We start from the raw sequence: 23,443 nt of genomic DNA on the forward strand, positions 1-23,443 counted from the left end.
ATCACAATGCTTACTTTTGTATCGAACGAAGCACCGGTTATCAACGTTTTAATTAAGTAACTCCAATCGTCCGGGTTAGGTCTTGTCTCATGAAATCTTTCGACATCCCAGCGCATTATCGAAGTAATATCATTACCCCCCTGAAGGAATTCAGACGGAAACGCGACAAGTTAAAACGGGATTTTACGCCTACCCTGCTCGATTTTGGACCAATTCGCTTTTACATAGCCCGGCACTTCGGTTTCTGCTACGGCGTCGAAAACGCCGTTGAAATAGCCTATAAGGCCATTGCTGAGAACTCAGACAAACGAATCTTTCTGCTCAGCGAAATGATTCACAACCCGGACGTTAACGCTGACCTACAGAACCGAGGGGTTCGTTTCATTATGGATACGGCCGGACAACAGCTCATTCCCTGGTCGGAGTTGACACCGCATGACGTGGTGATTATTCCGGCGTTTGGAACAACACTCGAAACTCAGCAGCAACTTACGGCTATTGGGTTGGACGTGGCGAAGTATGACACCACCTGCCCGTTTGTGGAAAAAGTATGGAATAAGGCAGGCCAGATTGGCAAAAAAGATTACACCATTATCGTGCACGGCAAACCCAGTCACGAGGAAACCCGCGCCACGTTTTCGCATAGTAAAGAAAACGGAGCAACAGTTGTGGTTAAAGACATGGCCCAGGCTCGCCGGTTGGCAATGTATATCACTAGTGACCTGCCTACCGAGCAGTTTTACACCGAATTTGCCGGACAATACTCTAACGGTTTTGAGCCTAAGCGTGATTTGCAACGTATTGGCGTGGTAAATCAGACAACCATGCTGGCGTCAGATACGCAAGGAATCGCCGACTACCTCAAACAGGTGATGGTCGATAAATACCAGCTAACGCCAGATCAAGCTGATGAACGTTTCGCGAATACGCGTGATACGTTATGTTACGCCACTAACGACAATCAGGATGCCACGTACGCCCTGCTGACCTATCCCGCCGATTTTGCGATCGTAGCTGGTGGGTATAATTCGTCGAATACGTCGCATATTGTCGAGCTCTGCGAGGAGAAGTTCACGACTTACTTCATCGAGTCTGAGAAAAAGATTCTGTCAAGCACCCTGATTCGTCATTACGACGGTCATAAAAAAGAAGAAGTCGTTACCGAACATTTCCTGCCAGCTACCCGACCGGTTTCGGTGCTTCTTACCTGCGGAGCCTCTTGCCCAGACGCCGTTGTTGAAGGTATTTTGCTGAAGCTGGTCAGTTATTTCCCGGATGCTTTATCCATCGACCAGGTTATGGCTCCCTTTAGCGCTTGAGCTATCGAATTCTGACCAACACCTCTCGACTTTCGTTGTTCAACCGGTCTAACGCCGTAACAACATACGTGTAGCGTTTGCCCGGCTCCGCGGTTTTATCGATGAAATGCGTGGCTTCTTCCCCGTTGCACCGGGCAATGATAAAGCGGGGATCATCGAGTTTAACGCGTGCCTGACGCCCATCGAATCGATACACCAAGTAGGCATTGGCACCGTCGCCATCCATTGCCTCTGCTGACTGGTGCCAGGTGAGTTCGACCCCTTCTGCGGTATCAGCCGCTTTTAGATTACGGGGCGGTAAAGGTGGAATACTATCTAGCCAAGGCATCGTTGGGACTAGCGCCGTATATCGGTAAAAATTGGTCCGCAACGAGTCACGAATGGCCATCGGATTTTTCTTCAAATCCCGCGCGCTGAAAAATACACTCCCCTGCACGCGTTGCTGCTGACGATTGTACCGTACCTGATCAGGAAATTGGGATTCCCGCCACCAGCCCGGATCGCGTTCCGAACCCTTCCCAACCCGATAAGCAGCATGACCGATATAAAGCTGAGCTTTACCGGTGTTTTTAGTCCACCAATCGACCAGCGTTTTATACGGTACCCGATTGAATTCTGAGCTGAAATAGACCTGTGGCACGATATAGTCGATTAGCCCTTCGCGCGCCCATTTACGCGTATCAGCATACAGTTCGTAGTATGACTGCCCACCGTTAGTTGCCGAGCCGTCGGGATCATTCCGTTGATTTTTCCAGATACCAAACGGACTGATACCAAATTTGACCCATGGCTTATAAGCCCGAATGGAGTCGCGTAACTCGATCACCAATTTCGTTACGTTGTCGCGTCGCCAGTCATCTTTTTTCATACCGTTGTAGTTGGCCTGATATGTACTGTCGTCTTTCAGAACCTGCCCCGCAATGGCATACGGGTAGAAGTAATCATCGAAATGAATACCGTCGATGTCGTATTCCCGAACCACATTCGCAACAATACCGGCGATGTACGAACGAACGGCTGGAACCCCTAAATTGAACAGCTTTTTACCTCCGTAGGTAAGCATCCATTCCGGTTTCTGATGAATAATATTAGTTGAGGCAACACTAGCCCTGGGACTAGCCACTGCCCGGTCCAGATTAAACCATGCGTGAAATTCAAGTCCTCGCTGGTGAGCTTCCTCGATCATAAATTCGAGCGGGTCATAGAAGGGCTCTGGTGCCAGTCCCTGCTGCCCTGTCAGCCATTCTGACCAGGGTTCGGAGCTTTTTGCGTAGAACGCATCGGCAGCCGACCGAATTTGCACAACGACAGCGTTGAAACCCATTTGCTGTTGCTGGTCAAAATACTCCAGCAATTCTCGCTGCTGGATGTCAGCCATCATCCCTTTCTTACTGGGCCAGTCGATGTTATCAACCGTAGCGATCCAGGCTGCCCGAAACTCCCGCTTGGGCGGTGCTGGTGTTTGAAAAACAACCTCTTCGTCGAATACTTCCACTGGTGCCGCTTTCTCCAGTGGTTTACCAGTCTTGGCAGGTGCTGGGTTTGGCTTAACGACGACGGAACGCTGCGCAGCAGAAGCAGGCTGCTTAGAAACGGGGCGGGGCGGAACCTTCCGAACGACCACAGGTTGTGACCGACGACAACTTGCCACTAAAACAAGGAAACAAAAAAGAACAGCGTAAGCAACTTGACGCATTGGGCAAAGCGGTTAATCACCAAAAATAAGGATAGTAGTGCTGCCAGCGTTGATTAAGCGGTTGATTTATCTTTTTTTCCGATTGTCTGGCTGCCCGACGATCGACAGGCATCACTGCAATAAACGACCCGATCCCAGTCTCGCTCCCATTTTTTACGCCAACTGAACGAGCGATTGCAAACAGGGCATATTTTCGTTGGCAAATCTGATTTTTTACGCATTTTCATAAACAAAACGGCTATATTGGTATCAATAAGTTTTATAATATTCCGACAAAACGAACATATTAATTATTTTTTTGCTCGTTTACCTTCTATCTTCAGCCCCACAAATGTTTCATACTTCGTTCGTGGGGCAGATAATGGCGCAGCAAGTATTCTTAACAGCTACTCTATAAGTGACATAACATGCACTCACAGGAGATGTGTTTGGCTACTAAGTGAAAACCCTTAATTTTGTGCCGCTAAAAGCCAGGATACGTGTTGTTCGTTTTGAATTTTGTAAGAATCCAACATGTTTTTAGCTTTTTCAGTTTAAGGCATAATAGGATCAGACTATCCTATCACTAAAAATATAATCAGACTCCCGTACGTATGAGCCACAAATTAGATCAGATAGATCGTAATGTATTAGAGATCCTTCAGGCCAACGCCAAAATCACTAATGCCCAACTGTCGAAGGAAATCGGCCTTTCTCCGGCTCCAACGTTAGAACGGGTCAAAAAACTTGAAACGTCAGGTATCATCCAAAGTTACCACGCGCAACTCAACCGGGAGAAAGTTGGCCTCGGCGTAACAACGTTCGTAATGGTTACCTTAGTCGGTCACAAAAAAGATACGACCATGTCGTTTGTCGACAAGGTGAACAGTATTCCGGAAATTATCGAGTGCCACCATATCACCGGCTCGGGCGACTTCTTGCTGAAGGTTATTTCGAAAGATATTGCTTCGTACCAGGCGCTTATGCTGGATGTTATCAACGAAATCAACGAGGTAGCCAACACACAGACAATGGTTATCATGTCAACGTTCAAAGAGAGCAAGGTTCTGCCTATCCCTTGATCGTGATCGATCTTAAAGCAAAAGGCCTGCCGGAATACTCCGGCAGGCCTTTTGCTTCTCAGCAAGCTACTATTTTCGTTTCCGACGTTCCACACGGCGAGACTTTTTCAATTCATCCAGCATCTTTTTCGCTTCTTTGTGCTGGCTGGCCTTACGGTCCGATTTGTCAAGCACCTCTTTAAAATAGGCTTGTGCCTCGTCGTACTGCTTTTCCTGAACCGCAAGTTTTCCCAAAGCCAGCACCGATGACCAGTAATAACCGGCTCCCAACGCATTGGTCTGCTTAGCGAAGTCAATCGACAGCTGATAGTACCGTTTGGCTTCCGTCGGGTTGTGATAAAATAACTGATTTATATAGCCCAGAATATAAGCAGCCGTCCGTCCACTTACGCCCTCATATCCAGATTGGGTTTTTTCCACCTTCACCAGAATATCCTTCGAAATCCGTTCGGCTTCGGCCAGCTTGCCCACCACAAAGGCAGAGCGGGCGTAGTAACGCTCAAAAAATGGGTTGTCCGGGTACTGTTCATACATGTACTTAGACATCTCGTACGCTTTGTCGTACTGGTTTTCTGTGCTGTAGATCTGCACCAGAAAGTAACGAGCCTCTACCCGTGTATAGAACGCCGTGTTAGCCGTTTTCTCCAGCTGCTTAATACCATTCTGTTTATTCCCCTTGGGAAAGAAAGCCAGAATAGGTTTCAGTATCGGATAGTTCTCCGGAATCCACTGCGCGTAGAAGTTATAAATCCCATCCCCGAACAGTAGTTCAGGGCTGAAGTCAGCACTTCCTTTACACTGATCGAAGTATTTCAGCGCGTTCCTTCCCGCAAAAGTCGCTTTTGTCCATTTCTTCCGTTCGGCATACAAGCGCCCTTTAAAGGCGTAAGCAGCCGCCAGGAAGAAGGCGGGTTCAAGTTTGTTCTGGCTATTGTCGTATAGCTTCTCGGCCAGATTTATGGTTGAATCCATGTACGCCAGACAACGGTCATCGTAGCCTGTAATATCCGTATTCGGTACGATCTTCCACCATTCGGCTAGCCCCATCAGAAAGTAAGGCATAGGGTGTTTCGGATACCGCAGGTGAAGCCATCGAAACTCCTTGTCCGCTTCGTAGAACTTGTAGTTATACATCTGATTGATGGCCTCTGCCGACTCAATCTGTACACCAGGGTGCTTGAGCAGTCCGTCGTACTTCTTATCAAACGCCGACGGATCGTAAATTTGAGCCTGCGCCAGGGCGGCAACCCCCATAAACCATACCGTCAACACCAATTTGTTCATCCGTCAAGAATTTCGTTTTCTTCTATCAACGTAATCCGCTGACAGTCCGTTTATATCGCCTTATTTTTAGCTAAATTTTGTTGACGTCGGGCTAGTGGCTGTATCTTTGAGTTTGCGCTGACACCAACATGCTAACGATTAAGGACAAAACCTTCGTTCCGTTTATTACGGCCGATACCATTCAGAATCGAGTTCAGGAACTTGCCAAACAGATTAACCAGGATTACGCGGATCGCCAGCCGCGCATTATCATCGTTTTGAATGGTGCCTTCATCTTCGCGGCTGATCTAATCAAACACTTGACCATTACCTGCGAGATTACGTTCATTCGCGTTGCCTCTTACTCGGCAACCCAATCGACCGGACAACTAAAGCAGATTATCGGTCTGAATGAACCTGTCACTAATCAGGATTTAATCGTGATTGAAGACATCGTTGATACAGGTTTTACCATTTGTGAGATTTGCGATCAGTTACAGGTTCAACAACCTGCTTCGTTGACGATTGCTACGCTTTTGTTCAAACCGGTTGCTCTTAAAAAGCCCGTTGATCTGCAATACGTTGGTTTTGAAATCGAAAATCGATTTGTACTAGGCTACGGGCTGGATTATGATGGCCTGGGACGTAACACACAGGACATTTACGTCTTGTCAGAAGCCTAGTCACCGGTCAACTTCCCCCATAACCAGATCAACTGAGCCGATAACGGCTACGAGATCGGCGAGCATCCCTCCCCGGCTGATTTCAGGAATAACTGACAGATTATGAAAGCAACAGGAGCGGGCTTTGCAACGTACCGGCACGTCTGATTTGCCGTCTGTCCGAAAGAAAAAACCTAGTTCTCCTTTCGCGCTTTCCCCTCGTACGTAAAAATCCATTGCTTTGGGTCGGATTTTCTTGGGTACTATGGCCTGTGGATCATAGTCGCGGGTTCGGCGATGATCGCCTTGAAGCTGATCCAGACATTGCTCGACGATTTTAATGGACTCATAGCATTCCATCACTCGTACGTTGTTGCGGTCCCAGCAGTCGCCTACAGCTCCCACTTGACCCGTACCAATGGGAATATCAAAATCAAGCTCTGGGTAAACCGAGTAGCCATCAACCCGGCGTAGGTCGTACCGCAGGCCGGAGCCACGCAATACAGGTCCGGTACACCCATAATTAATGGCAACATCCAGCGGCAGGACGCCTACGTTAGCAGTACGCTTGATGAATATGTCGTTTTCGATCACAAGCTGCTGCATCTCAACCAGCTTTGGCTTGAGATACTTTATGAACTCGCGGCAACGATCTTCAAAGCCGACAGGCAGGTCGTAGAACAGACCACCTACCCAGATGTAATTGTATAACATGCGGGCGCCAGTAACCCATTCCAGCAAGCGCTGGATATGTTCCCGGTCACGCATGAGCCAGAGAAATGGCGTATAGGCACCAATATCCAGCGCGTACGTACCAACGCCCACGAAGTGAGCCGCGATCCGGTTAAGCTCGGCAACCAGCACCCGGATATATTCAGTTCGTTTAGGAATATCGTTCTGAATGCCAAGCATTCGCTCTACTCCCATGACGTAGACGTGTTCGCAGTTCATGGCCGCCAGGTAGTCCAGCCGATCAACAAAGGGAATAGTCTGGTTAAACGGCAGCGATTCGGCGTGTTTATCAAAGCAACGGTGCAAATAACCCACATGCGGCACTACGTCCCGGATCACTTCCCCGTCAGTGACGACCTCAAGTCGCAAAACACCGTGAGTCGATGGGTGCTGTGGTCCCATATTGAGGATCATTTCACCTTCATCGAGCATCTCGGGCCGGTAAACACCCGGCGCCGACGCCCGAAAATGCCCAGGCGCGTATTCGTATTGAATTGTTTGGGTTGCCATTGTAGCGCCAAAGGTCGCCAGTGCGCTTCCGAAAGTCAAAAACTAATTCGATCTTTATAAGCTAATGAGCTACAAATCATGGCTTTTTCTTAAAGAATAGCTTGCCATATAAAAACACTTTTCGTATTTTTGCGCTCTTTATTGAGAAAACGAACTTAAGCGATGGCAAAGAAAGGCGCCAATAGAATCCAGGTTATTCTGGAATGCACCGAGCAGAAAGACAGCGGTGTTCCCGGTATGTCCCGGTATATCACGACGAAAAACCGGAAAAATACCCCCGCCCGTATCGAGCGGAAGAAATACAACCCCTTCCTGAAGAAGGTAACGCTGCATAAAGAAATTAAATAAGGAACGTGTGGCCTGTTCTAGCTGTTTCTAAGATAGACAATAGACCACTTACCGATTTACAGACATGGCAAAAAAGGTAGTTGCAACCCTGAAAACGAAGGATAACGGCAAGGCTTTCGCCAAAATCATCAAAGCCGTTAAATCGCCCGTAACTGGCGCTTATACCTTCAAAGAAGAAATGGTTCCGGTTGATGAAGTTCAGGCTGCACTGAAAGCCTAACGTTAGTTTTTTCGGAAAACGAGCAGGTCCCACCGCCCAACGGCATGTGGGACTTTTTTTATTATAGCTTTGTTGAAAGAAGGGCAAAAGTCCAATGGACTGGCTAACAGCTCTTTCAACTTTTGACCCTACATGTTCGCATACTAGTTATGGCTTTATTTGGCTTTTTCTCGAAAGAAAAGAAAGAAACCCTCGACAAAGGGCTGGAGAAAACAAAAGATAGTTTTTTCTCTAAACTTGGCCGGGCCGTAGTCGGCAAATCCACTGTCGACGAAGAAGTACTGGACGAATTGGAAAACGTCCTTATCTCCTCGGATGTGGGCGTCGAAACAACGGTCAAAATAATCAACCGGATTGAAGAACGCGTTGCCCGGGATAAGTATATGGGCACCGACGAGCTGGATCGGATTCTGCGGGAAGAAATTGCCGGGCTGCTTTCTACCACAGGTAGTGCGGGTGTGACGGAAGATTTCGAACTACCGGCAGACAAAAAGCCCTACGTTATTATGGTTGTCGGCGTCAACGGAGTCGGCAAAACGACGACAATTGGTAAGCTAGCCGCTCAGTTTCATAAACGTGGCAAACAGGTGGTATTGGGAGCAGGCGATACGTTCCGGGCAGCAGCCGTCGATCAGCTCAAGCTCTGGGGTGACCGGGTAGGCGTACCGGTTATTTCACACGGGATGAATACCGACCCATCAGCGGTTGCGTTTGACGCCGTCAAGAAAGCTACTGAAATGAATGCCGATGTCGTTATTATCGATACGGCCGGTCGCTTGCACAATAAAGTCAACCTGATGAATGAGCTGACCAAGATTAAGAGAGTCATGCAGAAGTTTACCCCAGACGCACCACACGAAGTACTACTTGTGCTCGACGGATCGACGGGCCAAAATGCATTTATTCAAGCGACAGAGTTCACTAAAGCTACTGAAGTAACGGCACTTGCGATTACCAAACTTGATGGCACGGCAAAAGGCGGGGTCGTAATCGGTATCTCTGATCAGTTCAAGATTCCGGTTAAATATATCGGGGTTGGCGAAAAAATCGACGATTTACAGACTTTCAATAAGGTAGAGTTTGTGGATTCGTTCTTTAAACGGTAGACTAAATGAGCTGGGCTTATGACTTACGGTAAGAACTTTGTTTCCGGGCGGCAGTGGTTCTGGCTCATTGTTTACGTCTTACCAATCTGTTTGACATCTTCCGCCTGTGCACAGAAGCAAATTCCACAGAAAGTGTCAGAGACCAGCGTCGTTCAGGGAGTATGCGGGATAGTTATCGTCAAACGAGGGAATCAAATGCCCGGACCCGATGCTTCTCCCCGAAAAGGAGAACCCGTTGAGCGCGATGTGCTGATCTATCCGCTGCTGAATATGAACCAGGTTCAGTCGAACGAAAGTGGATTTATTACGTCTGTAGGAGGCAAGCAGCCTGTTAAAACGGTGAGATCGGGTAAAGACGGCCGCTTTTGTATAAGCTTGCCCGTCGGGCAGTACTCATTGCTGGTAAAGGAACCGGGTGGCTTATACGCGAATCTGTCCGATAGTCAGAACAACATATTCCCGGTTACGATACAGAAGAATCGTCAAGTGACTGTGGGTGTTACGATCTCTCACCAGGCTACTTTTTAAGTAAGGTATGGAGACTTTCCTCATTTTACTGGCTCTTGTTTTTATTCCGTTCATCTGGTTCATTGTCCGGATGCTTCGGTTCACGAACGAAACGATTAGTGAGGACTCTCCGCTGTACAAAATCCGAACGTATGAGGTGTCGTTTAGTGATTATTTTTTCACTTTTGGGAAGATAGGCTGTGCTGTCTGCGCGTTTATGATGCTGCTCTTGACCAAAATCGTGGTAGATGTGGCAATAACTCAGGAACCACTTGCTTGGCTGTTTGTCCTGACATTTGCGGCAGGCTCGGCTTTATTCGCTTCCTTTTTTTACGTCGACTGGCAGTACTGGCTTATAACCAGGGGCGTAAAAGTCACGCTGGACCCGACCCAACCGGCCATCATCGTCGCTTCTCCCTCAACTTACAGTATTCTTACTCCCGAGAGCATACTACGCATTGAGGAACACAGAAAAGATCCGGGAAAGGTTAGTCGAATGCTGGCCGATTACGGCTATTTCCTGATTTACACAACAGATGGCCACTGTATCCCAATAAATTTTATTCTACTAGGCGGATTCGTATACACTGAATTTGTGGAACGCTTTTTCAGCACTGTTCCTCAGACAACCATCTGGCATAAATCAGCGTGGCCCTCAGAGCTAGATTACTTAAGAAAGTCAGAATCACCGAACTTTGCCACTCCTAATCAGCGTTAGAAACTACTGACGCTTGAAAATTTTGCTGTTTTGAAAACCAAAGGCTTACGTACGAATAAAATCAATATAGTCACGCTTGGCTGCTCGAAGAATCTGGTCGATTCGGAGGTGCTATTTACGCAACTCAAGGGTAATGGAATGGACGTGACGCACGAGTCGAAAAAGGACGACGCCAACATTGTTGTGATCAACACTTGTGGCTTCATCGACAACGCGAAAGAAGAATCAATCAACACCATTCTGCGGTACGTCGACGCTAAAGACGCTGGCATGGTGGACAAAGTATACGTAACGGGTTGTTTGTCGCACCGTTACAAAGACGAATTAGAAATTGAAATTCCTACGGTCGATGCGTGGTTTGGCACGAACGAGCTACCCCGGATGCTGAAAACGCTCCGTGCCGATTACAAGCACGAGCTGGTAGGCGAACGTTTGCTGACCACACCAGCCCACTACGCGTACCTGAAAATTGCCGAAGGCTGCGATCGCCCCTGCTCCTTCTGCGCAATTCCGCTGATGCGGGGTAATCACGTATCGCGGTCGATAGAAGACCTGGTGACTGAAGCAAAATCGCTGGCCCGGCGCGGCACGAAGGAGTTAATTCTAATTGCGCAGGACCTGACCTACTACGGCTTGGATCTTTACAAAAAACGAAATCTGGCCGATCTGATTAACCAACTGGCCGATGTAGAAGGTATCGACTGGATTCGGTTACAATATGCTTATCCGTCAGGATTTCCGCTAGAGGTGCTGGACGTAATGCGTGAGCGGACAAACGTGTGTCATTACTTGGATATGCCATTGCAAACCGGCTCGACCGAACTGCTTAAGTTAATGCGCCGGGGCATCACCCGCGAGAAGACCGAAGGGCTGATTCATACAATTCGGGATCGGGTTCCCGATATAACTTTACGTACTACGCTGATCGTTGGCCATCCTGGCGAGACGGATGCCATGTTTGAAGAAACGTATGACTTCGTTGAGCGGATGCGGTTCGATCGTCTGGGCGTCTTTACGTACTCGCACGAAGAGAATACGCATTCCTTCTCGATGCCCGATGATATTCCAGCTGACATAAAACAAGAACGGGCCGATGCCCTAATGGAAGTACAGCAGGGCATTTCGCACGAATTGAACCAGCAGAAAGTTGGGCGGACGTATAAAGTGCTGTTCGATCGAAAAGAAGGCGGTTACTTCATTGGTCGCACCGAGGCCGACTCCCCCGAAGTCGACAACGAAGTACTAGTCCCAGCTACGCAATATGTTCGGTTGGGCGACTTTGCCCATGTTAAAATCGACCGGGCTGAGGAATTTGATCTATATGGTACGGTCGTTTCCTGACCTTTCACAACCCGCAAGCGTATCCGAACCTTGCGGGTTTTTCATTTGTTGAGCCGAATAAATCCCAACCTGCATGGACTGTCAGTACCTGCCGCTCGAATCAACCGGTCAGTTTTCTCCGCTTTTCCTCGATTACTTAGCCCAAAAAGATAGTCTTCGTTCCTTCTACAGTCGATTTCCCGATCTAGCTGCTTTTGACGAACAAATCAAAAACCGTCCGTTTGATTCTCAAAAACGTCAGGTGCTGGTCGATACGCTGACCCGTCAGTATCAGTCCACCAATAATAAACCCGATTTTTCGGTACTGCTTGATCCAACTACGTTTACGGTCACGACGGGCCACCAGCTCAACATCTTTACCGGTCCGCTGTACATCATTTATAAGCTGATCACGACGATCAAGCTAGCCCGGAAGCTGAAAGACACGTACCCGCAGTACAACTTTGTACCGGTGTACTGGATGGCGACGGAAGACCATGACTTCGCCGAAATCAACCATTTCTCGCTGTTTGGGCGTACTCATTCCTGGCAGACCGAACAGCGGGGGGCGGTGGGCCGCATGAATCCACAGGAGCTGAAAACGCTGTTCACGCAGATTCCGGAAAAGCTCTCTCTCTTTGAGAAAGCATATTTGAGCCACCAAACGCTGGCGGATGCCGTTCGTTATTACATTAACGAACTGTTTGGTGCTGAAGGCCTTATCTGCTTGGACGCTGATGACACTGAGTTGAAGCATGTTTTTGCGCCCATCATGCGCGACGAACTGCTCACCCAGCAATCTGGAGAACTAGTTCAGCAGCGGACCGAACAACTCGAAGAACTGGGCTACAAGACCGTCATTGCTCCCCGCGACATAAACCTGTTTTATCTGGATGATCAGCTTCGAGAACGTATAGAACGGCGCGACGATGGTATATTCCGGGTCTTGCACACGTCTATTCAATTTACCGAAGCCGAATTACTGACTCTACTTAATGAGCATCCCGAGCGATTCAGTCCTAATGTCGTACTTCGACCACTGTACCAGGAAACGATTTTACCCAACCTTGCTTACATCGGCGGCCCTTCGGAGGTGCCCTACTGGTTGCAGCTAAAGGGAGTTTTTGATCAGTACGAAACTCCGTTCCCGTTGCTGATGCCTCGCAATTTTGCGTTGTACGTACCAGCCGTCAGTGCCCTTCGGGTACTTCGACTAGGCCTTACGCCAGAGGAATTATTTCAGGACGACGTTACGCTCAAACGAGCTTACGTTGAGCATCACACGCGGCATATTCTTAAGTTCGATAACGAGAACAAGACGATCAATAAATCGCTTGACGCCATGTTGAGCAAGGCGATGATGGTCGATCCTACGCTCGAAAAAGCTGTGCTGGCCGAAACCAAGCGCTTCGCTAACGCCGTTGCACGGCTGGAAAAAAAGATGCGCCGGGCCGAAGAGCGAAACCAGGAAACCGGTGTTCGACAGCTTATGGCGGTCAAGAACGAGCTTTTCCCGAATGGAACTCCCCAGGAACGTAGTGCGAACTATCTAACTTTCTACCTTAACGACAAGGAATTCCTCAACAAGTTGCTAGCGGCATTCGATCCCTTTGATTACCGGATGCAGATCTGCCTGGAATCCTAGTGCTTACATGTCGAAAGCCAATCTGCGTAAAGAATACCTGACTCAGCGCCGAGCTTTATCACCTGACGAAACTGATCTGCGGAGCCAGCAGATCGCAAGTCGGGTACTGGCTCAGCTAAATACGTTGATGGCGGACAGGCCGGCAATACTGCATACTTTTTTGCCCATCAAACGACATAACGAGGTCGATACCTGGCTCATCATTAACCAGATTTGGGACAAACATCCACAGATCCAAATTACAGTACCCGTTACAAACATGGCGCAGCTATCCATGCGTCATTACGTCATCACGCCGGAAACAGCATTCGTAGCCAATCACTTGGGCATTCCCGAGCCGCCGACTGATGGGCCACAAGTACAGCCAGCTGACATAACAGTCGTTCTGGTCCCATTACTCGTCTTCGATCGACAAGGGCATCGAGTAGGTTATGGTGGTGGATTTTACGACCGATTTCTCAGTCAATGCCGACCTGACTGTCAAAAAATTGGTTTATCTCTGTTTCCTCCAATTGATCGGATCGACGATGTAGCTGGTACCGATATTCCTTTAAATGGCTGCGCCACGCCACAGAAGTACTGGACGTTTGCTCTCTAAGCTTACATCGTACCCAACTTTCTCGATCTAAAATCGCTGTCCGTCAAACTTTTGCCGTACTTTTGCGGTCAATTTTCAATTAACTGTAACACAAATTATGAAAATCGCAGTCGTAGGGGCTACCGGCCTAGTCGGTGGCGAAATCCTGAAAGTATTGGAAGAACGCAACTTCCCCGTGTCTGAACTCATTCCTGTTGCTTCCGAGCGGTCGGTTGGTAAACAGGTACAATTCAAGGGTAAACCTTACACGGTTGTTAGCTTTGAGGATGCCATTGCTGCCAAACCCGCCGTTGCGATTTTCTCGGCTGGTGGTAGCACGTCCCTAGCTATCGCTCCTAAGTTCGCCGAAGCGGGTATTACCGTCGTTGATAATTCATCGGCCTGGCGGATGGATCCTACCAAGAAGCTAGTTGTTCCTGAAATCAATGCCGATACACTGACGCCTGAAGATAAAATTATTGCTAACCCAAACTGCTCGACGATCCAGATGGTGGTAGCGCTGAAACCGCTGCACGATCGGTACAAAATCAAACGGGTTGTTGTGTCGACCTATCAGTCGGTGACGGGTACGGGGAAAGCTGCCGTTGATCAACTGTTTGCCGAGCGTGAAGGAAGAGCGGACGTACCGAAAGTATATCCACACCAGATCGATCTGAACGTATTGCCCCATATTGATGTCTTCCTCGATAATGGTTACACGAAAGAAGAGATGAAGATGGTCAATGAGACTAAGAAGATCATGGGTGACGATACCATCCAGGTTACGGCCACGACAGTACGTATCCCAACGATTGGTGGTCACTCGGAAGCCGTTAATATTGAGTTCGAGAATGAATTTGATCTGAACGAACTCGTTACTATTCTAAGTGAGGCCGAAGGTGTCATCGTTCAGGACAATCCAAAGCAATTCGAGTATCCGATGCCACTGACAGCACACGGCAAAGATGAAGTTTTTGTTGGTCGTATCCGGCGCGACGAAAGCCAGCCGAAAACGGTGAACATGTGGATCGTGGCGGATAACCTGCGCAAAGGTGCGGCTACGAACGCGGTTCAAATCGCTGAGTACCTGATGAAACACGAACTCGTTGACGTAACGCCAGCCGTTGCTTAATAACTAAATGTATATCTCGACGACATGACGTCGGGTAGAAATAAAAAAAGCCATCGTTCTGAAACGATGGCTTTTCTATTATAAGCTCTTCTGAGAATTAAGCGGCTACCTTCTCATTAACTACAACAGGCTGAGTCATTTCCATATCAGGCTTCGATTGATCAGCAAGCGTAACCCGACCTCGCTCCTTGCGCACAATCCGTGAGAACAGAGAGATTTCCTGGTCGAACAGGAAACGGAAGAATAGACGCACGTAAGACGTGTGAAATTTCAACGTATCGTAGTATTCCGGTGCCGATTTTTTGAGCTGTGGCAGTTTGTTCCAGGGAATCGACGGAAAATCGTGATGCTCATTGTGGAAGCCAACGTTCAAGTTTACCCCGTTCAGTTGACCATAGTAGCTGTATGTTTCCTGATTGGTATCTAGCGTCAGGTAGTGCTCCTGAATCCAGCGTGCGCCCAGGGGATGCAAGCCTACCGAGAAAAACAGGCACAGCAGCATAAAGATCAATGCTTTCCAGCCGAAGAGCACAACCACCAATACATCGAAAGTGAGCTGCACGACAATGTTGGCAATGACCCACTTGTCAAACACTGCCAGTTCGCGGCAGCGGAAGGTGCGGATAACCTGAAAAACGGGAAACAGCAGCAGCCACAGGGCTTTACCAATAGCGTAATTATTGATCAGCTTCGCTTCGTACCAATCGGGAAGATCAGCGTCTAGTTCGTGCACACCTTGAAACGCGTGATGCTTGATATGAAAATTTTTGAATGACAGCGCTGTTGGGAAAACCGTTGGCAGGTTCGCAAAGATAGCTGCCCAGGCGTTTGCCGTTGGCTTCCGAAAGATCAGGTTATGAGCTGCTTCATGAATACAGACAAAAAGTGTATGTGCCGGAAAAGCCCCTATAAACCAGGCAGCCGCTATGACCAACCACCACGATTGATCTCGCAGCAAATAAGCCATACCGGTCATCATGGCAACGCACCCCAGAATCACCCAGAACGTTGTTGGGTTTTTCTGGCCAATCAGTTTTTTGATCTCGGGATGTGCTTTCAGTATTTGCCGAGTCCGGATACGGTGTGGTTCAGAAGCCGTCGAATGGACAAAGTCATTAAATGTGGCCATAGCGCTTGTCGCTAATAAAATCTGAGTTAACAATTCAGTAAATATACTAAAATTGAAAACAGCAGAGCGCTATTCCTTACCAGAACTGCCATTTAATAGCTTTTTAACTGAGGTTGAAAAGACACCAGCTCTAGAAAAGACACTACAGCAATCGATAGGACTCCATCCCTGATTGTAGTCTTATTTACAACATCGGAGCTAGATCAGACCAGAAATGATACGGCGACACTCCTTGTATTCATCTTATAGGAGCTATTCATGAGTCAAGTGCGTTACATTGTCCGCTTTCAATAATCAGATGTCCACTACCGTACAGATTGAAGAACAAAAAATTTCTTCATAAGTCTGATAATCAAACTATTACATATTTCGGTACGCTTCTTGGCATTTAGGCTTTTGAACATTTAACCACAACGATTCGCCATGACACGTAATCTGATTACTCTCCAAATCCTGCTTACTTTTTTCACGCTCACCTCGACAACTCTGTGGGCCGATTCACCAAAGACCGATCAGGCACCTCCTTTCCGATCAAGTTGCTACGTAGACAGAACCAATCGTATTCGGCTGGCTATTGATAAAAATGACGTTGAGTCAATCAGCGTTGTACTTCGACGTGATGGGGAAAAGCTAGCCATCGAAACAAAGTTTGTCCCTAAAAAAATAAGCAAATCGGTCTATCTGTTTGACGTGAACGAGCTGCCTGACGGAGTCTACACGCTCGAATTGAGTAACGGGCAACAGGTTATTACTCACCGAGTAGCTATTAATACGACGGAGCCTATCAAGGCAAACCGCCAGATCGCCCTCCGTTATTGATGTCAACTTACAGTTCATCGTTTATGGCGAAAGCAATATCAAATGTAGGCCTGACCAATTACGCGCAGAGCTTCTGTAGACTAATCATCACGATCTTCCTATTACCAGCCAAGTCCGCTGGAAGTAGGAAGATCGTTTTACTTTCTCCACTATGATGGTCAACCCTCAAAAAGAAAGGCGGAACCAAGTGGCTCCGCCTTTACTGATCATGTTGATTCAACAAAAACGCTTAATAAAGTGAATGATGGGCAAAAAAGTTAATAACCAATAGGGAACGAATAGCCTAACGACAAGGCAACCCCTCTGTTTCGTACGTTGACGTTTACAACAGGTATTTGAATCTGGCGGGTAAATCCATGCGTATAACGTCCTTCAACAAAAATCTTCCCGGCCCCGGCGTCCATCGATAGCCCCAAACCACCAACGGCCCCCACATCCCAGCGGGTTAACGTACCGCCGTAAGGAACTTCCATATCAAATGGTCTGGTAGAAAGGAAGCCCGTCCCCCGCGTCCGGATGCGCCCGTCCAGCGCATAGCCCACCAATGGACCGGCGATAAAATAAGGCTGCACAGGTCCGTCGGTCAGATTTACTTTGATCAATAATGGAACCTCCAGGTTCTGCGATTGATAAGCAATTTTACCGCCAATAGTGATAGGTACGTTAAAGAGATTAAATGTGCCCCCTTCGCGAACCATAACTCCTTTTTGTACGTAAGCAACTTCAGGTCGAAACGATACATAATCGCTTAGGGGAATGTCTAAAAAGACGGCTCCTGTTGGCCCTACCGATGGACGAAGCGCAGACGTCATACCATTTAAGATCTCAGGCTTTGAAGCAAACCCCCAGTTGGCTCCGCCCCGAACTCCAACCTGAACTTGAGCCTGCGACGTTTGTGCAGAGAAGAAACCAAGAGCGATAGCACCAGCAAGCAGAAAACGTTTCATAAAGCAAAGGGGCGCGAACCCGGTAAACAGTCAGAATAAAGTTTTTGAGTAAACTATGGGCAATAGGCGCTGCTGGTGTTTTGTGAAATCTGTTGGTTGGACAAAACGTTTATCAAAAAGATTAATGCATCAATAAAATAGTTTGTAAGCTGTTATGAATGAGAACCTAGAAAAGCTCTCGAATCAAATCGAACCGTTACGTCACCAGCTGACAACCCACCCGTTGTACACGTCGGTTAACACGCTGGAAGATCTGCGCATCTTTATGGAGTCGCATGTGTGGGCCGTCTGGGATTTTATGTCGCTGCTGAAAGAGCTACAGCGAAACCTGACCTGCGTTGACGTTCCCTGGCGTCCAGTTGGCAATCCGGAGACCCGTTATTTAATCAACGAAATCGTGGCGGGAGAAGAAAGCGACGTCGATCCGGAAGGACGGCGCATGAGCCATTTCGAACTCTATCGCCAGGCCATGCAGGAAGCGGGTGCAAGTACCGATCAGATCGACGCGTTAATCAACCTGCTATCAGAAGGAGGTTCGGTTAAACAGTCTTTACTCAACGCAAATCTTCCGGAAGGGAGCCGTCGATTTGTCGGTTTTACGTTTGATTTGATCGAGCAAAGACAGCTTCACGATACGGCCGCCGTTTTCACCTTCGGACGAGAAGATTTGATTCCGGATATGTTTATCGCGCTGGTTCGCCAGTTACGCGATCAATCGCCTGAACAGTTACGTCTGTTTACGTATTACCTCGAACGACATATTGAAGTCGATGGCGATCATCATTCTCACCTGGCGAAAGCCATGACAGCTGAGCTTTGCGGTCAGGATAGCCAGAAATGGGAATCAGCGACAGCTGCTGTTGAATCTGCTCTGCAAGCCCGAATTGCTTTGTGGGATAGTGTGTACGACCAAATACAGCAATCGAGAATGGCCCTGGCTTAAGTACTTGCCTGTATTTTCCCACGCCCGAACTTGCAAAGCGCTCGTTCGGGCGTTTTCTTTGTGATGATTCCTTTGCATTTTTACCAGAAAACATTGCAACGGATTTTTGGCTTTACTAGCCACTGCGACCCATGTAAACTCATGAAATACGTTAAGCCGACCAAATTCAGCTATTTGCCTTCCTTCCTGATGCCGCTGGATATTCTCGGACTTTTCGAGCGGGATCCATTCGGTAACTCGTTGCTGATTCGGCGAATGCTAATCGGTATTGTCGGCTGGCTAACGTACGCCCGTTATACTGTTGTCAACCGAATTGAGATCGAGGGAACCGAGCATCTGGAAAATCTGCCGATCAATAACGTGCTTTTCCTCTCGAACCACCAGACCTACTTCGCCGACGTTATTGCCTTTTTCCAAATTTTCTGCGCCGTTAAATGGGGCTTTAAGAACACGATGGTTCCACCTGTCTACCTACTGGGCCCACGTGCTCGGCAGTATTACGTTGCCGCAGCCGAAACCATGGAGAAAGGGCTGGTCCCCCGTATTTTCGGCGCGGCAGGCGCTCTGACCATCGAGCGATCTTGGCGCGCGGAAGGACGCGAAGTACACCGGGCCGTTGATACGTCGGCAAACGATAAAATCGCAAAGGCGCTGGCGCACGGTTGGGTTGTCAGCTTCCCGCAGGGAACAACCAGCCCCTACGCGCCAATTCGGAAAGGAACGGGGCACTTGCTTAAAAACAATAACCCAATCGTTGTTCCCATCGTCATTAATGGATTCCGGCGCGCTTTTGATAAGAAGGGATTACGCTTCAAAAAGCGAAATACATTGCTGAGCGTCCGCTTCAAGGAGCCTCTACAGTTCAGCCCTGATGAAACGGTGGATGAATTAGTTGCCAAAGTACGCCACGCCATTGAGCAGGATCTACCAATCTGGCACAAGGAAGAGCAAAACAGCAGCGGGGCAGACGTGTGATCCGTCTGCCCCGCTGCCAAACCGTAAAAATCACCGATTCTAAAAAGCCCAGCGGAAGAAAATATAGAGCGTAAACGATAACAGAATCGAGACGGGTAAGGTGAGCACCCAGGCCAGCGCAATGTTACGTATCGTTCCTGCCTGTAGGTTTTTGATGCCTTTGCTGGCTACCATGCTACCAGCAATACCCGACGATAATACGTGGGTCGTACTGACCGGTAATTTCAGCCCTGAGGCAATACCAATCATGCTGGCAGCTACCAGTTCAGCCGAGGCTCCTTGTGCGTAAGTCAAGTGTTGTTTACCGATTTTTTCGCCAACGGTTACTACAATTCGACGCCAGCCGATCATGGTACCCAGGCCCAGCGATAAAGCAATCATCAGGATAACCCAGAACGGAGCATAGTCGGTAAACCGACGCAACCCACTCTGGTCATTCAGACTGCTCTTCAACGTAGCGATCTGAGCGGAGCTCAAGTTAGAGCCCTCATCTTCTGTAATCTTGTTCATATTGCTGTTGATCAACAGCAAATCCCGGCGAACGTCCAACCGTTTATCATTCGGAATCTGACCATCGGCCGAGCTATTGATCATTGTTTTCAGCTCGCGCAACTCGGTAATTGTCTTTGCCAAACGGCCCCGATTCACAGGTGACAGCTGATTTGAGTCTAACGAAGCGGTGGTCTGTTCGATGGCCTGAATGTTGGGTAACATCAGTTTTGCGTCCATATTAGGCTTTACCGCAAATTGAAACGGCACAATACCAATCAGGATAAGCATGATCAGGCCGACACCTTTCTGTCCATCATTGCTACCATGAAAGAAACTAACTAACGAACAGGTTGCAATCAGAACGCCACGAATCCAGGTCGGCGGTTCGCTATTCTTCTTCGGTTCTTTAAACAACGATTCTTTTACGTCATTCGGCACCGAGCGACGTAACACAAACATCAACACAATAGCCATACTGAATCCCAGCAATGGCGATAGCAACAGCGCTTCTCCCGTTTCAATAGCTTTTTCCCAGTTCACGGCTGAACCACTCTGATTATCGGGTAAGGTGGAAAAAGCAAGCCCTACGCCAAGGATAGAGCCAATCAGGGTATGAGAACTGGAACTTGGTAGCCCGAAATACCAGGTACCGAGGTTCCAGATGATAGAACTCAGTAGTAAGGCGAGTACCATTGCTACACTGTGGTACACGTTTTGGTCAACCAGCAACTCGACGGGTAACAGATTGACAATACCCATCGCGACACCAATACCGCCCAGCAGTACACCCGCGAAATTGCAGATACCCGACCAGACAACGGCAACAGTTGGCTTAAGAGAATTCGTATAAATTACTGTGGCAACTGCGTTGGCTGTATCATGAAAACCATTAACAAATTCAAAGGCGCAAGCGGCAAATAAGCTGATAAAGAGGAGGATAAAAACATCCGTTTCTAATCCGAACATGAGTTGTTTTCGCTACGTAAATAGGCAAGCGGCAAGTCCACAAGCCGGTGAGTGTCACAAAAGTACGGCAAACACAGCAGAGGCATATTATCAAATTGTTAAGCCGGTACGAAAAAAGGGGTAGCAAGTTGAACTCACTACCCCTTTTCAAAAGTAACATTAACTACTTCTTACCGGCCAATTGACCACAAGCGGCATCAATATCCTTACCCCGGCTCCGTCGTACGTTCACTGTTACCCCTTTATTATCCAGGAAATCAGCGAACCGATCTAACGTTTTTGGATCAGTGTTCTTGAAGTTTGCCTCGGCAATGGGATTGTATTCAATGATGTTCACCTTAGCCGGAACCCGTTTGGTGAATTTCCAGAGTTCCTGAGCATCCTGTAACGTATCGTTGAAATTGTAAAAAACAATGTATTCGAACGTAATACGGGTGCCGGTCTTTTTGTAAAAATAATTTAACGCATCGCCCAGCGCTTCCAGAGTATTACTTTCATTGATGGGCATAATCTGATCGCGCTTCTGGTCGTTCGCAGCGTGCAGCGATAGAGCCAGGTTAAACTTGACCTCATCGTCACCCAGCTGACGGATCATCTTCGCAATCCCCGCCGTTGACACAGTAATCCGCTTCGGTGACATTCCCAAACCATCAGCAGACGTGATCCGGTCGACCGATTCCAGTACGTTCTTGTAATTCAGTAAAGGTTCCCCCATACCCATGTACACGATGTTGGACAGCGGGACGTCGTAATTCGTTCTGGCCTGTCGGTCGATGGCTACCACCTGATCGTAGATTTCAGCGGCATCCAGATTCCGTTTCCGGTCCATGTAGCCCGTTGCGCAGAATTTGCACGTTAACGAGCACCCCACCTGACTCGACACGCAGGCCGTCATGCGGTCGTTATCAGCGTTTCGTAGTGCGGGAATCAGTACCCCCTCAACTAAATTACCGTCGAATAACCGGAACGATGATTTGATCGTCCCATCATTACTGTGTTGCTGCTGATCGACCGTGAGTGGCCGGATTTCAAAATGCGTGCTAAGTAGCTCTCGTGTTGGCAATGACAGGTTCGTCATCTGCTCGAACGACAGGGCTGATTTTTTCCAGAGCCATTCGTGAACCTGCTTGGCCCGAAATCCCTGTTCTCCGTGTTGCCCCATCCACTCTTTCAATTGAACGGCGGTCAACTTCCGTATGTCCTGTTTCATTAAGCTCAAGAGTGAAAGAACGTAAGAGAATAGACAACGCTATAGTACTCTTTCACTCTTTCGTTATGTTTTCCTGTTTCCACTTTTTCCCCGCTTCCAAACCTTTTGGCATCCAGACCACGGCTCTATCCATAACGCTGGGAGCAATTGGTCGGATGTAAGGGTACAAAAAGGCTCCTTCTTTCTGACGATCAGGAATCTGGATGCCCATATAGCTGAACAACCAAAGGATGACACTAATTCCAAACAACCACGTAAAAAGCCCGACGGCGGCTCCTGCCACGCTATCAAATGTTCCCAGAATAGTATACCGTAACGACCGACGTAATGAAAAGCCCAACTGGTTTATCATAAAAACCGTCGGAAAGAAAATAACCGAAAAGCCCAGCCAGGGCAGTAATCGCCTGGCCATCTCCCGGCTGATATAAGGGCTCAGCAAATCAATCCCGAACGACAAAAATTTGAATCCCACAATCATGGCCGCGACAAACGCAATGACGCCAATGATTTCAATCAGCAGTCCTTTGCGATAGCCATTAAACGCTCCCCAGGCCAGGGGAATAATCATAAGCAGATCGAGGGTTTTCAAAGAGTAAAAGAGTGATAGAGTGAAAGAGCGAAATCGACAGAGACAAATCGCTCTTTCAGTATGTCGCTCTTTCGCTCTTTATAGTAGTTGCTTCACCATAGCCGAGATTGCTTTACCGTCGGCTTGTCCCGCTAGTTCTTTCGTAGCAACCCCCATTACTTTGCCCATGTCTGACGGGGCAGCGGCACCAACGCGGCTGATAATTGCCTGAAGTTTTTCCTTCAGTTCACCTTCCGTTAGTTGTTTGGGCAAATACTGTTCGATGACCGCAATCTCAGCCTCTTCTACCGCCAGCAGGTCTTCACGATTCTGTTGTCGGTAGATATCAGCAGAGTCTTTCCGTTGTTTAACGGCTTTCGTCAGGATGCGGGTTTCGTCTTCGGGTTTCAGTTCGCCCGTTGCCCCTTCTTTGGTTTCTTCGAGCAGGATCATGGATTTGACGGCGCGTAGAGCCCGCAGTTTTCCCTGATCTTTGGCCAGCATAGCCTGCTTTATATCAGCGTCGATTTGTTGTTTCAGCGTCATATTTTAATGAGTGAATTAGCGAATGACCGGGC

General features: G+C 48.2%; 25 protein-coding genes. 15 read left to right on the top strand and 10 right to left on the bottom strand.

The annotated features are described in order from the left end of the window. The first annotated feature begins 89 nt into the window (after positions 1–89). A complete protein-coding gene (locus ACYVAD_RS24140) occupies positions 90–1,319 on the top strand; it encodes a 4-hydroxy-3-methylbut-2-enyl diphosphate reductase (protein ID WP_461142115.1) in 1,230 nt (409 codons plus the stop codon). 1 nt (position 1,320) lies between these two features. Here ACYVAD_RS24140 and ACYVAD_RS24145 read toward each other — a convergent pair whose 3' ends face one another. Then, positions 1,321–3,015 carry a glycoside hydrolase family 10 protein gene (locus ACYVAD_RS24145; RefSeq protein ID WP_461142116.1) on the bottom strand — a complete coding sequence of 565 codons (1,695 nt, stop codon included), beginning with the start codon at positions 3,013–3,015 and terminating at the stop codon, positions 1,321–1,323. A 53-nt stretch (positions 3,016–3,068) separates the two neighbouring features. Beyond that, a complete protein-coding gene (locus ACYVAD_RS24150) occupies positions 3,069–3,242 on the bottom strand; it encodes a DUF2256 domain-containing protein (RefSeq protein ID WP_461142117.1) in 174 nt (57 codons plus the stop codon). A 366-nt stretch (positions 3,243–3,608) separates the two neighbouring features. On the opposite strand from ACYVAD_RS24150, the gene ACYVAD_RS24155 reads away from it, so the two are divergent. Further along, entirely contained in the window at positions 3,609–4,076 is a 468-nt protein-coding gene (locus ACYVAD_RS24155) for an Lrp/AsnC family transcriptional regulator (protein WP_461142118.1), read from the top strand. 69 nt (positions 4,077–4,145) lie between these two features. Here the strand turns inward: ACYVAD_RS24155 and ACYVAD_RS24160 are convergent, their stop codons facing one another. Then, positions 4,146–5,360, bottom strand: coding sequence for a tetratricopeptide repeat protein (locus tag ACYVAD_RS24160; protein ID WP_461142119.1), 1,215 nt, complete (start codon positions 5,358–5,360; stop codon positions 4,146–4,148). Between the two features lie 128 nt (positions 5,361–5,488). Here ACYVAD_RS24160 and hpt point away from each other — a divergent pair, with 128 nt between their 5' ends. Then, a complete protein-coding gene (hpt, locus tag ACYVAD_RS24165; protein WP_461142120.1) occupies positions 5,489–6,022 on the top strand; it encodes a hypoxanthine phosphoribosyltransferase in 534 nt (177 codons plus the stop codon). Here the strand turns inward: hpt and ACYVAD_RS24170 are convergent, their stop codons facing one another. After that, a complete protein-coding gene (locus ACYVAD_RS24170) occupies positions 6,023–7,243 on the bottom strand; it encodes an NADH-quinone oxidoreductase subunit D (protein ID WP_461142121.1) in 1,221 nt (406 codons plus the stop codon). A gap of 162 nt (positions 7,244–7,405) precedes the next feature. On the opposite strand from ACYVAD_RS24170, the gene rpmG reads away from it, so the two are divergent. The 9 genes from rpmG to ACYVAD_RS24215 all read left to right on the top strand — a co-directional run bounded on the left by rpmG (position 7,406) and on the right by ACYVAD_RS24215 (position 14,816). Then, entirely contained in the window at positions 7,406–7,591 is a 186-nt protein-coding gene (gene rpmG, locus ACYVAD_RS24175; protein WP_012929817.1) for a 50S ribosomal protein L33, read from the top strand. Positions 7,592–7,655: 64 nt separating this feature from the next. Further along, on the top strand, positions 7,656–7,811 hold the full coding sequence (locus tag ACYVAD_RS24180; protein WP_461142122.1) for a DUF4295 domain-containing protein: 156 nt from the start codon (positions 7,656–7,658) through the stop codon (positions 7,809–7,811). 149 nt (positions 7,812–7,960) lie between these two features. Then, complete coding sequence (ftsY, locus tag ACYVAD_RS24185; protein ID WP_461142123.1) at positions 7,961–8,917, top strand: signal recognition particle-docking protein FtsY; 957 nt, start codon at positions 7,961–7,963, stop codon at positions 8,915–8,917. Positions 8,918–8,935: 18 nt separating this feature from the next. Continuing rightward, on the top strand, positions 8,936–9,445 hold the full coding sequence (locus ACYVAD_RS24190; RefSeq protein ID WP_461142124.1) for a hypothetical protein: 510 nt from the start codon (positions 8,936–8,938) through the stop codon (positions 9,443–9,445). A 7-nt stretch (positions 9,446–9,452) separates the two neighbouring features. Further along, positions 9,453–10,142: a hypothetical protein gene (locus tag ACYVAD_RS24195; RefSeq protein ID WP_461142125.1), complete on the top strand. Its 690-nt coding sequence runs from the start codon at positions 9,453–9,455 to the stop codon at positions 10,140–10,142. 30 nt (positions 10,143–10,172) lie between these two features. Next, positions 10,173–11,483 (top strand): 30S ribosomal protein S12 methylthiotransferase RimO, encoded by a 1,311-nt coding sequence (rimO, locus tag ACYVAD_RS24200; protein WP_461142126.1) that lies wholly within the window; start codon positions 10,173–10,175, stop codon positions 11,481–11,483. 73 nt (positions 11,484–11,556) lie between these two features. After that, positions 11,557–13,107 carry a bacillithiol biosynthesis cysteine-adding enzyme BshC gene (bshC, locus tag ACYVAD_RS24205; protein ID WP_461142127.1) on the top strand — a complete coding sequence of 517 codons (1,551 nt, stop codon included), beginning with the start codon at positions 11,557–11,559 and terminating at the stop codon, positions 13,105–13,107. 7 nt (positions 13,108–13,114) lie between these two features. Then, positions 13,115–13,705 (top strand): 5-formyltetrahydrofolate cyclo-ligase, encoded by a 591-nt coding sequence (locus ACYVAD_RS24210; RefSeq protein WP_461142128.1) that lies wholly within the window; start codon positions 13,115–13,117, stop codon positions 13,703–13,705. A gap of 97 nt (positions 13,706–13,802) precedes the next feature. Continuing rightward, positions 13,803–14,816 carry an aspartate-semialdehyde dehydrogenase gene (locus ACYVAD_RS24215; RefSeq protein ID WP_461142129.1) on the top strand — a complete coding sequence of 338 codons (1,014 nt, stop codon included), beginning with the start codon at positions 13,803–13,805 and terminating at the stop codon, positions 14,814–14,816. Positions 14,817–14,913: 97 nt separating this feature from the next. Here ACYVAD_RS24215 and ACYVAD_RS24220 read toward each other — a convergent pair whose 3' ends face one another. Further along, complete coding sequence (locus ACYVAD_RS24220; RefSeq protein ID WP_461142130.1) at positions 14,914–15,945, bottom strand: fatty acid desaturase; 1,032 nt, start codon at positions 15,943–15,945, stop codon at positions 14,914–14,916. 423 nt (positions 15,946–16,368) lie between these two features. On the opposite strand from ACYVAD_RS24220, the gene ACYVAD_RS24225 reads away from it, so the two are divergent. Next, positions 16,369–16,764 carry a hypothetical protein gene (locus ACYVAD_RS24225; RefSeq protein WP_461142131.1) on the top strand — a complete coding sequence of 132 codons (396 nt, stop codon included), beginning with the start codon at positions 16,369–16,371 and terminating at the stop codon, positions 16,762–16,764. A gap of 257 nt (positions 16,765–17,021) precedes the next feature. Here the strand turns inward: ACYVAD_RS24225 and ACYVAD_RS24230 are convergent, their stop codons facing one another. Beyond that, positions 17,022–17,711, bottom strand: a complete 690-nt coding sequence (locus ACYVAD_RS24230) for a porin family protein (protein ID WP_461142132.1) — start codon at positions 17,709–17,711, stop codon at positions 17,022–17,024. A gap of 154 nt (positions 17,712–17,865) precedes the next feature. Between ACYVAD_RS24230 and ACYVAD_RS24235 the strand changes: the two genes are divergently transcribed. Together ACYVAD_RS24235 and ACYVAD_RS24240 are read left to right on the top strand one after the other, a co-directional pair. Next, positions 17,866–18,654, top strand: a complete 789-nt coding sequence (locus ACYVAD_RS24235) for a DUF3050 domain-containing protein (protein ID WP_461142133.1) — start codon at positions 17,866–17,868, stop codon at positions 18,652–18,654. A 141-nt stretch (positions 18,655–18,795) separates the two neighbouring features. Next, entirely contained in the window at positions 18,796–19,629 is an 834-nt protein-coding gene (locus ACYVAD_RS24240) for a lysophospholipid acyltransferase family protein (RefSeq protein ID WP_461142134.1), read from the top strand. A 39-nt stretch (positions 19,630–19,668) separates the two neighbouring features. On the opposite strand, the gene ACYVAD_RS24245 is transcribed toward ACYVAD_RS24240, so the two are convergent. The 4 genes from ACYVAD_RS24245 to ACYVAD_RS24260 all read right to left on the bottom strand — a co-directional run bounded on the left by ACYVAD_RS24245 (position 19,669) and on the right by ACYVAD_RS24260 (position 23,411). Beyond that, the gene (locus ACYVAD_RS24245) at positions 19,669–21,087 is read right to left on the bottom strand and encodes an inorganic phosphate transporter (protein WP_461142135.1); all 1,419 of its coding nucleotides are present in this window, start codon (positions 21,085–21,087) and stop codon (positions 19,669–19,671) included. 163 nt (positions 21,088–21,250) lie between these two features. Beyond that, complete coding sequence (rlmN, locus tag ACYVAD_RS24250) at positions 21,251–22,297, bottom strand: dual-specificity RNA methyltransferase RlmN (protein WP_461142136.1); 1,047 nt, start codon at positions 22,295–22,297, stop codon at positions 21,251–21,253. A gap of 52 nt (positions 22,298–22,349) precedes the next feature. After that, positions 22,350–22,865 (bottom strand): CvpA family protein, encoded by a 516-nt coding sequence (locus ACYVAD_RS24255; protein ID WP_461142334.1) that lies wholly within the window; start codon positions 22,863–22,865, stop codon positions 22,350–22,352. Between the two features lie 99 nt (positions 22,866–22,964). After that, positions 22,965–23,411: a GatB/YqeY domain-containing protein gene (locus ACYVAD_RS24260; protein ID WP_461142137.1), complete on the bottom strand. Its 447-nt coding sequence runs from the start codon at positions 23,409–23,411 to the stop codon at positions 22,965–22,967. Positions 23,412–23,443 lie beyond the last annotated feature (32 nt).

The organism is Spirosoma pomorum, assembly GCF_054776615.1.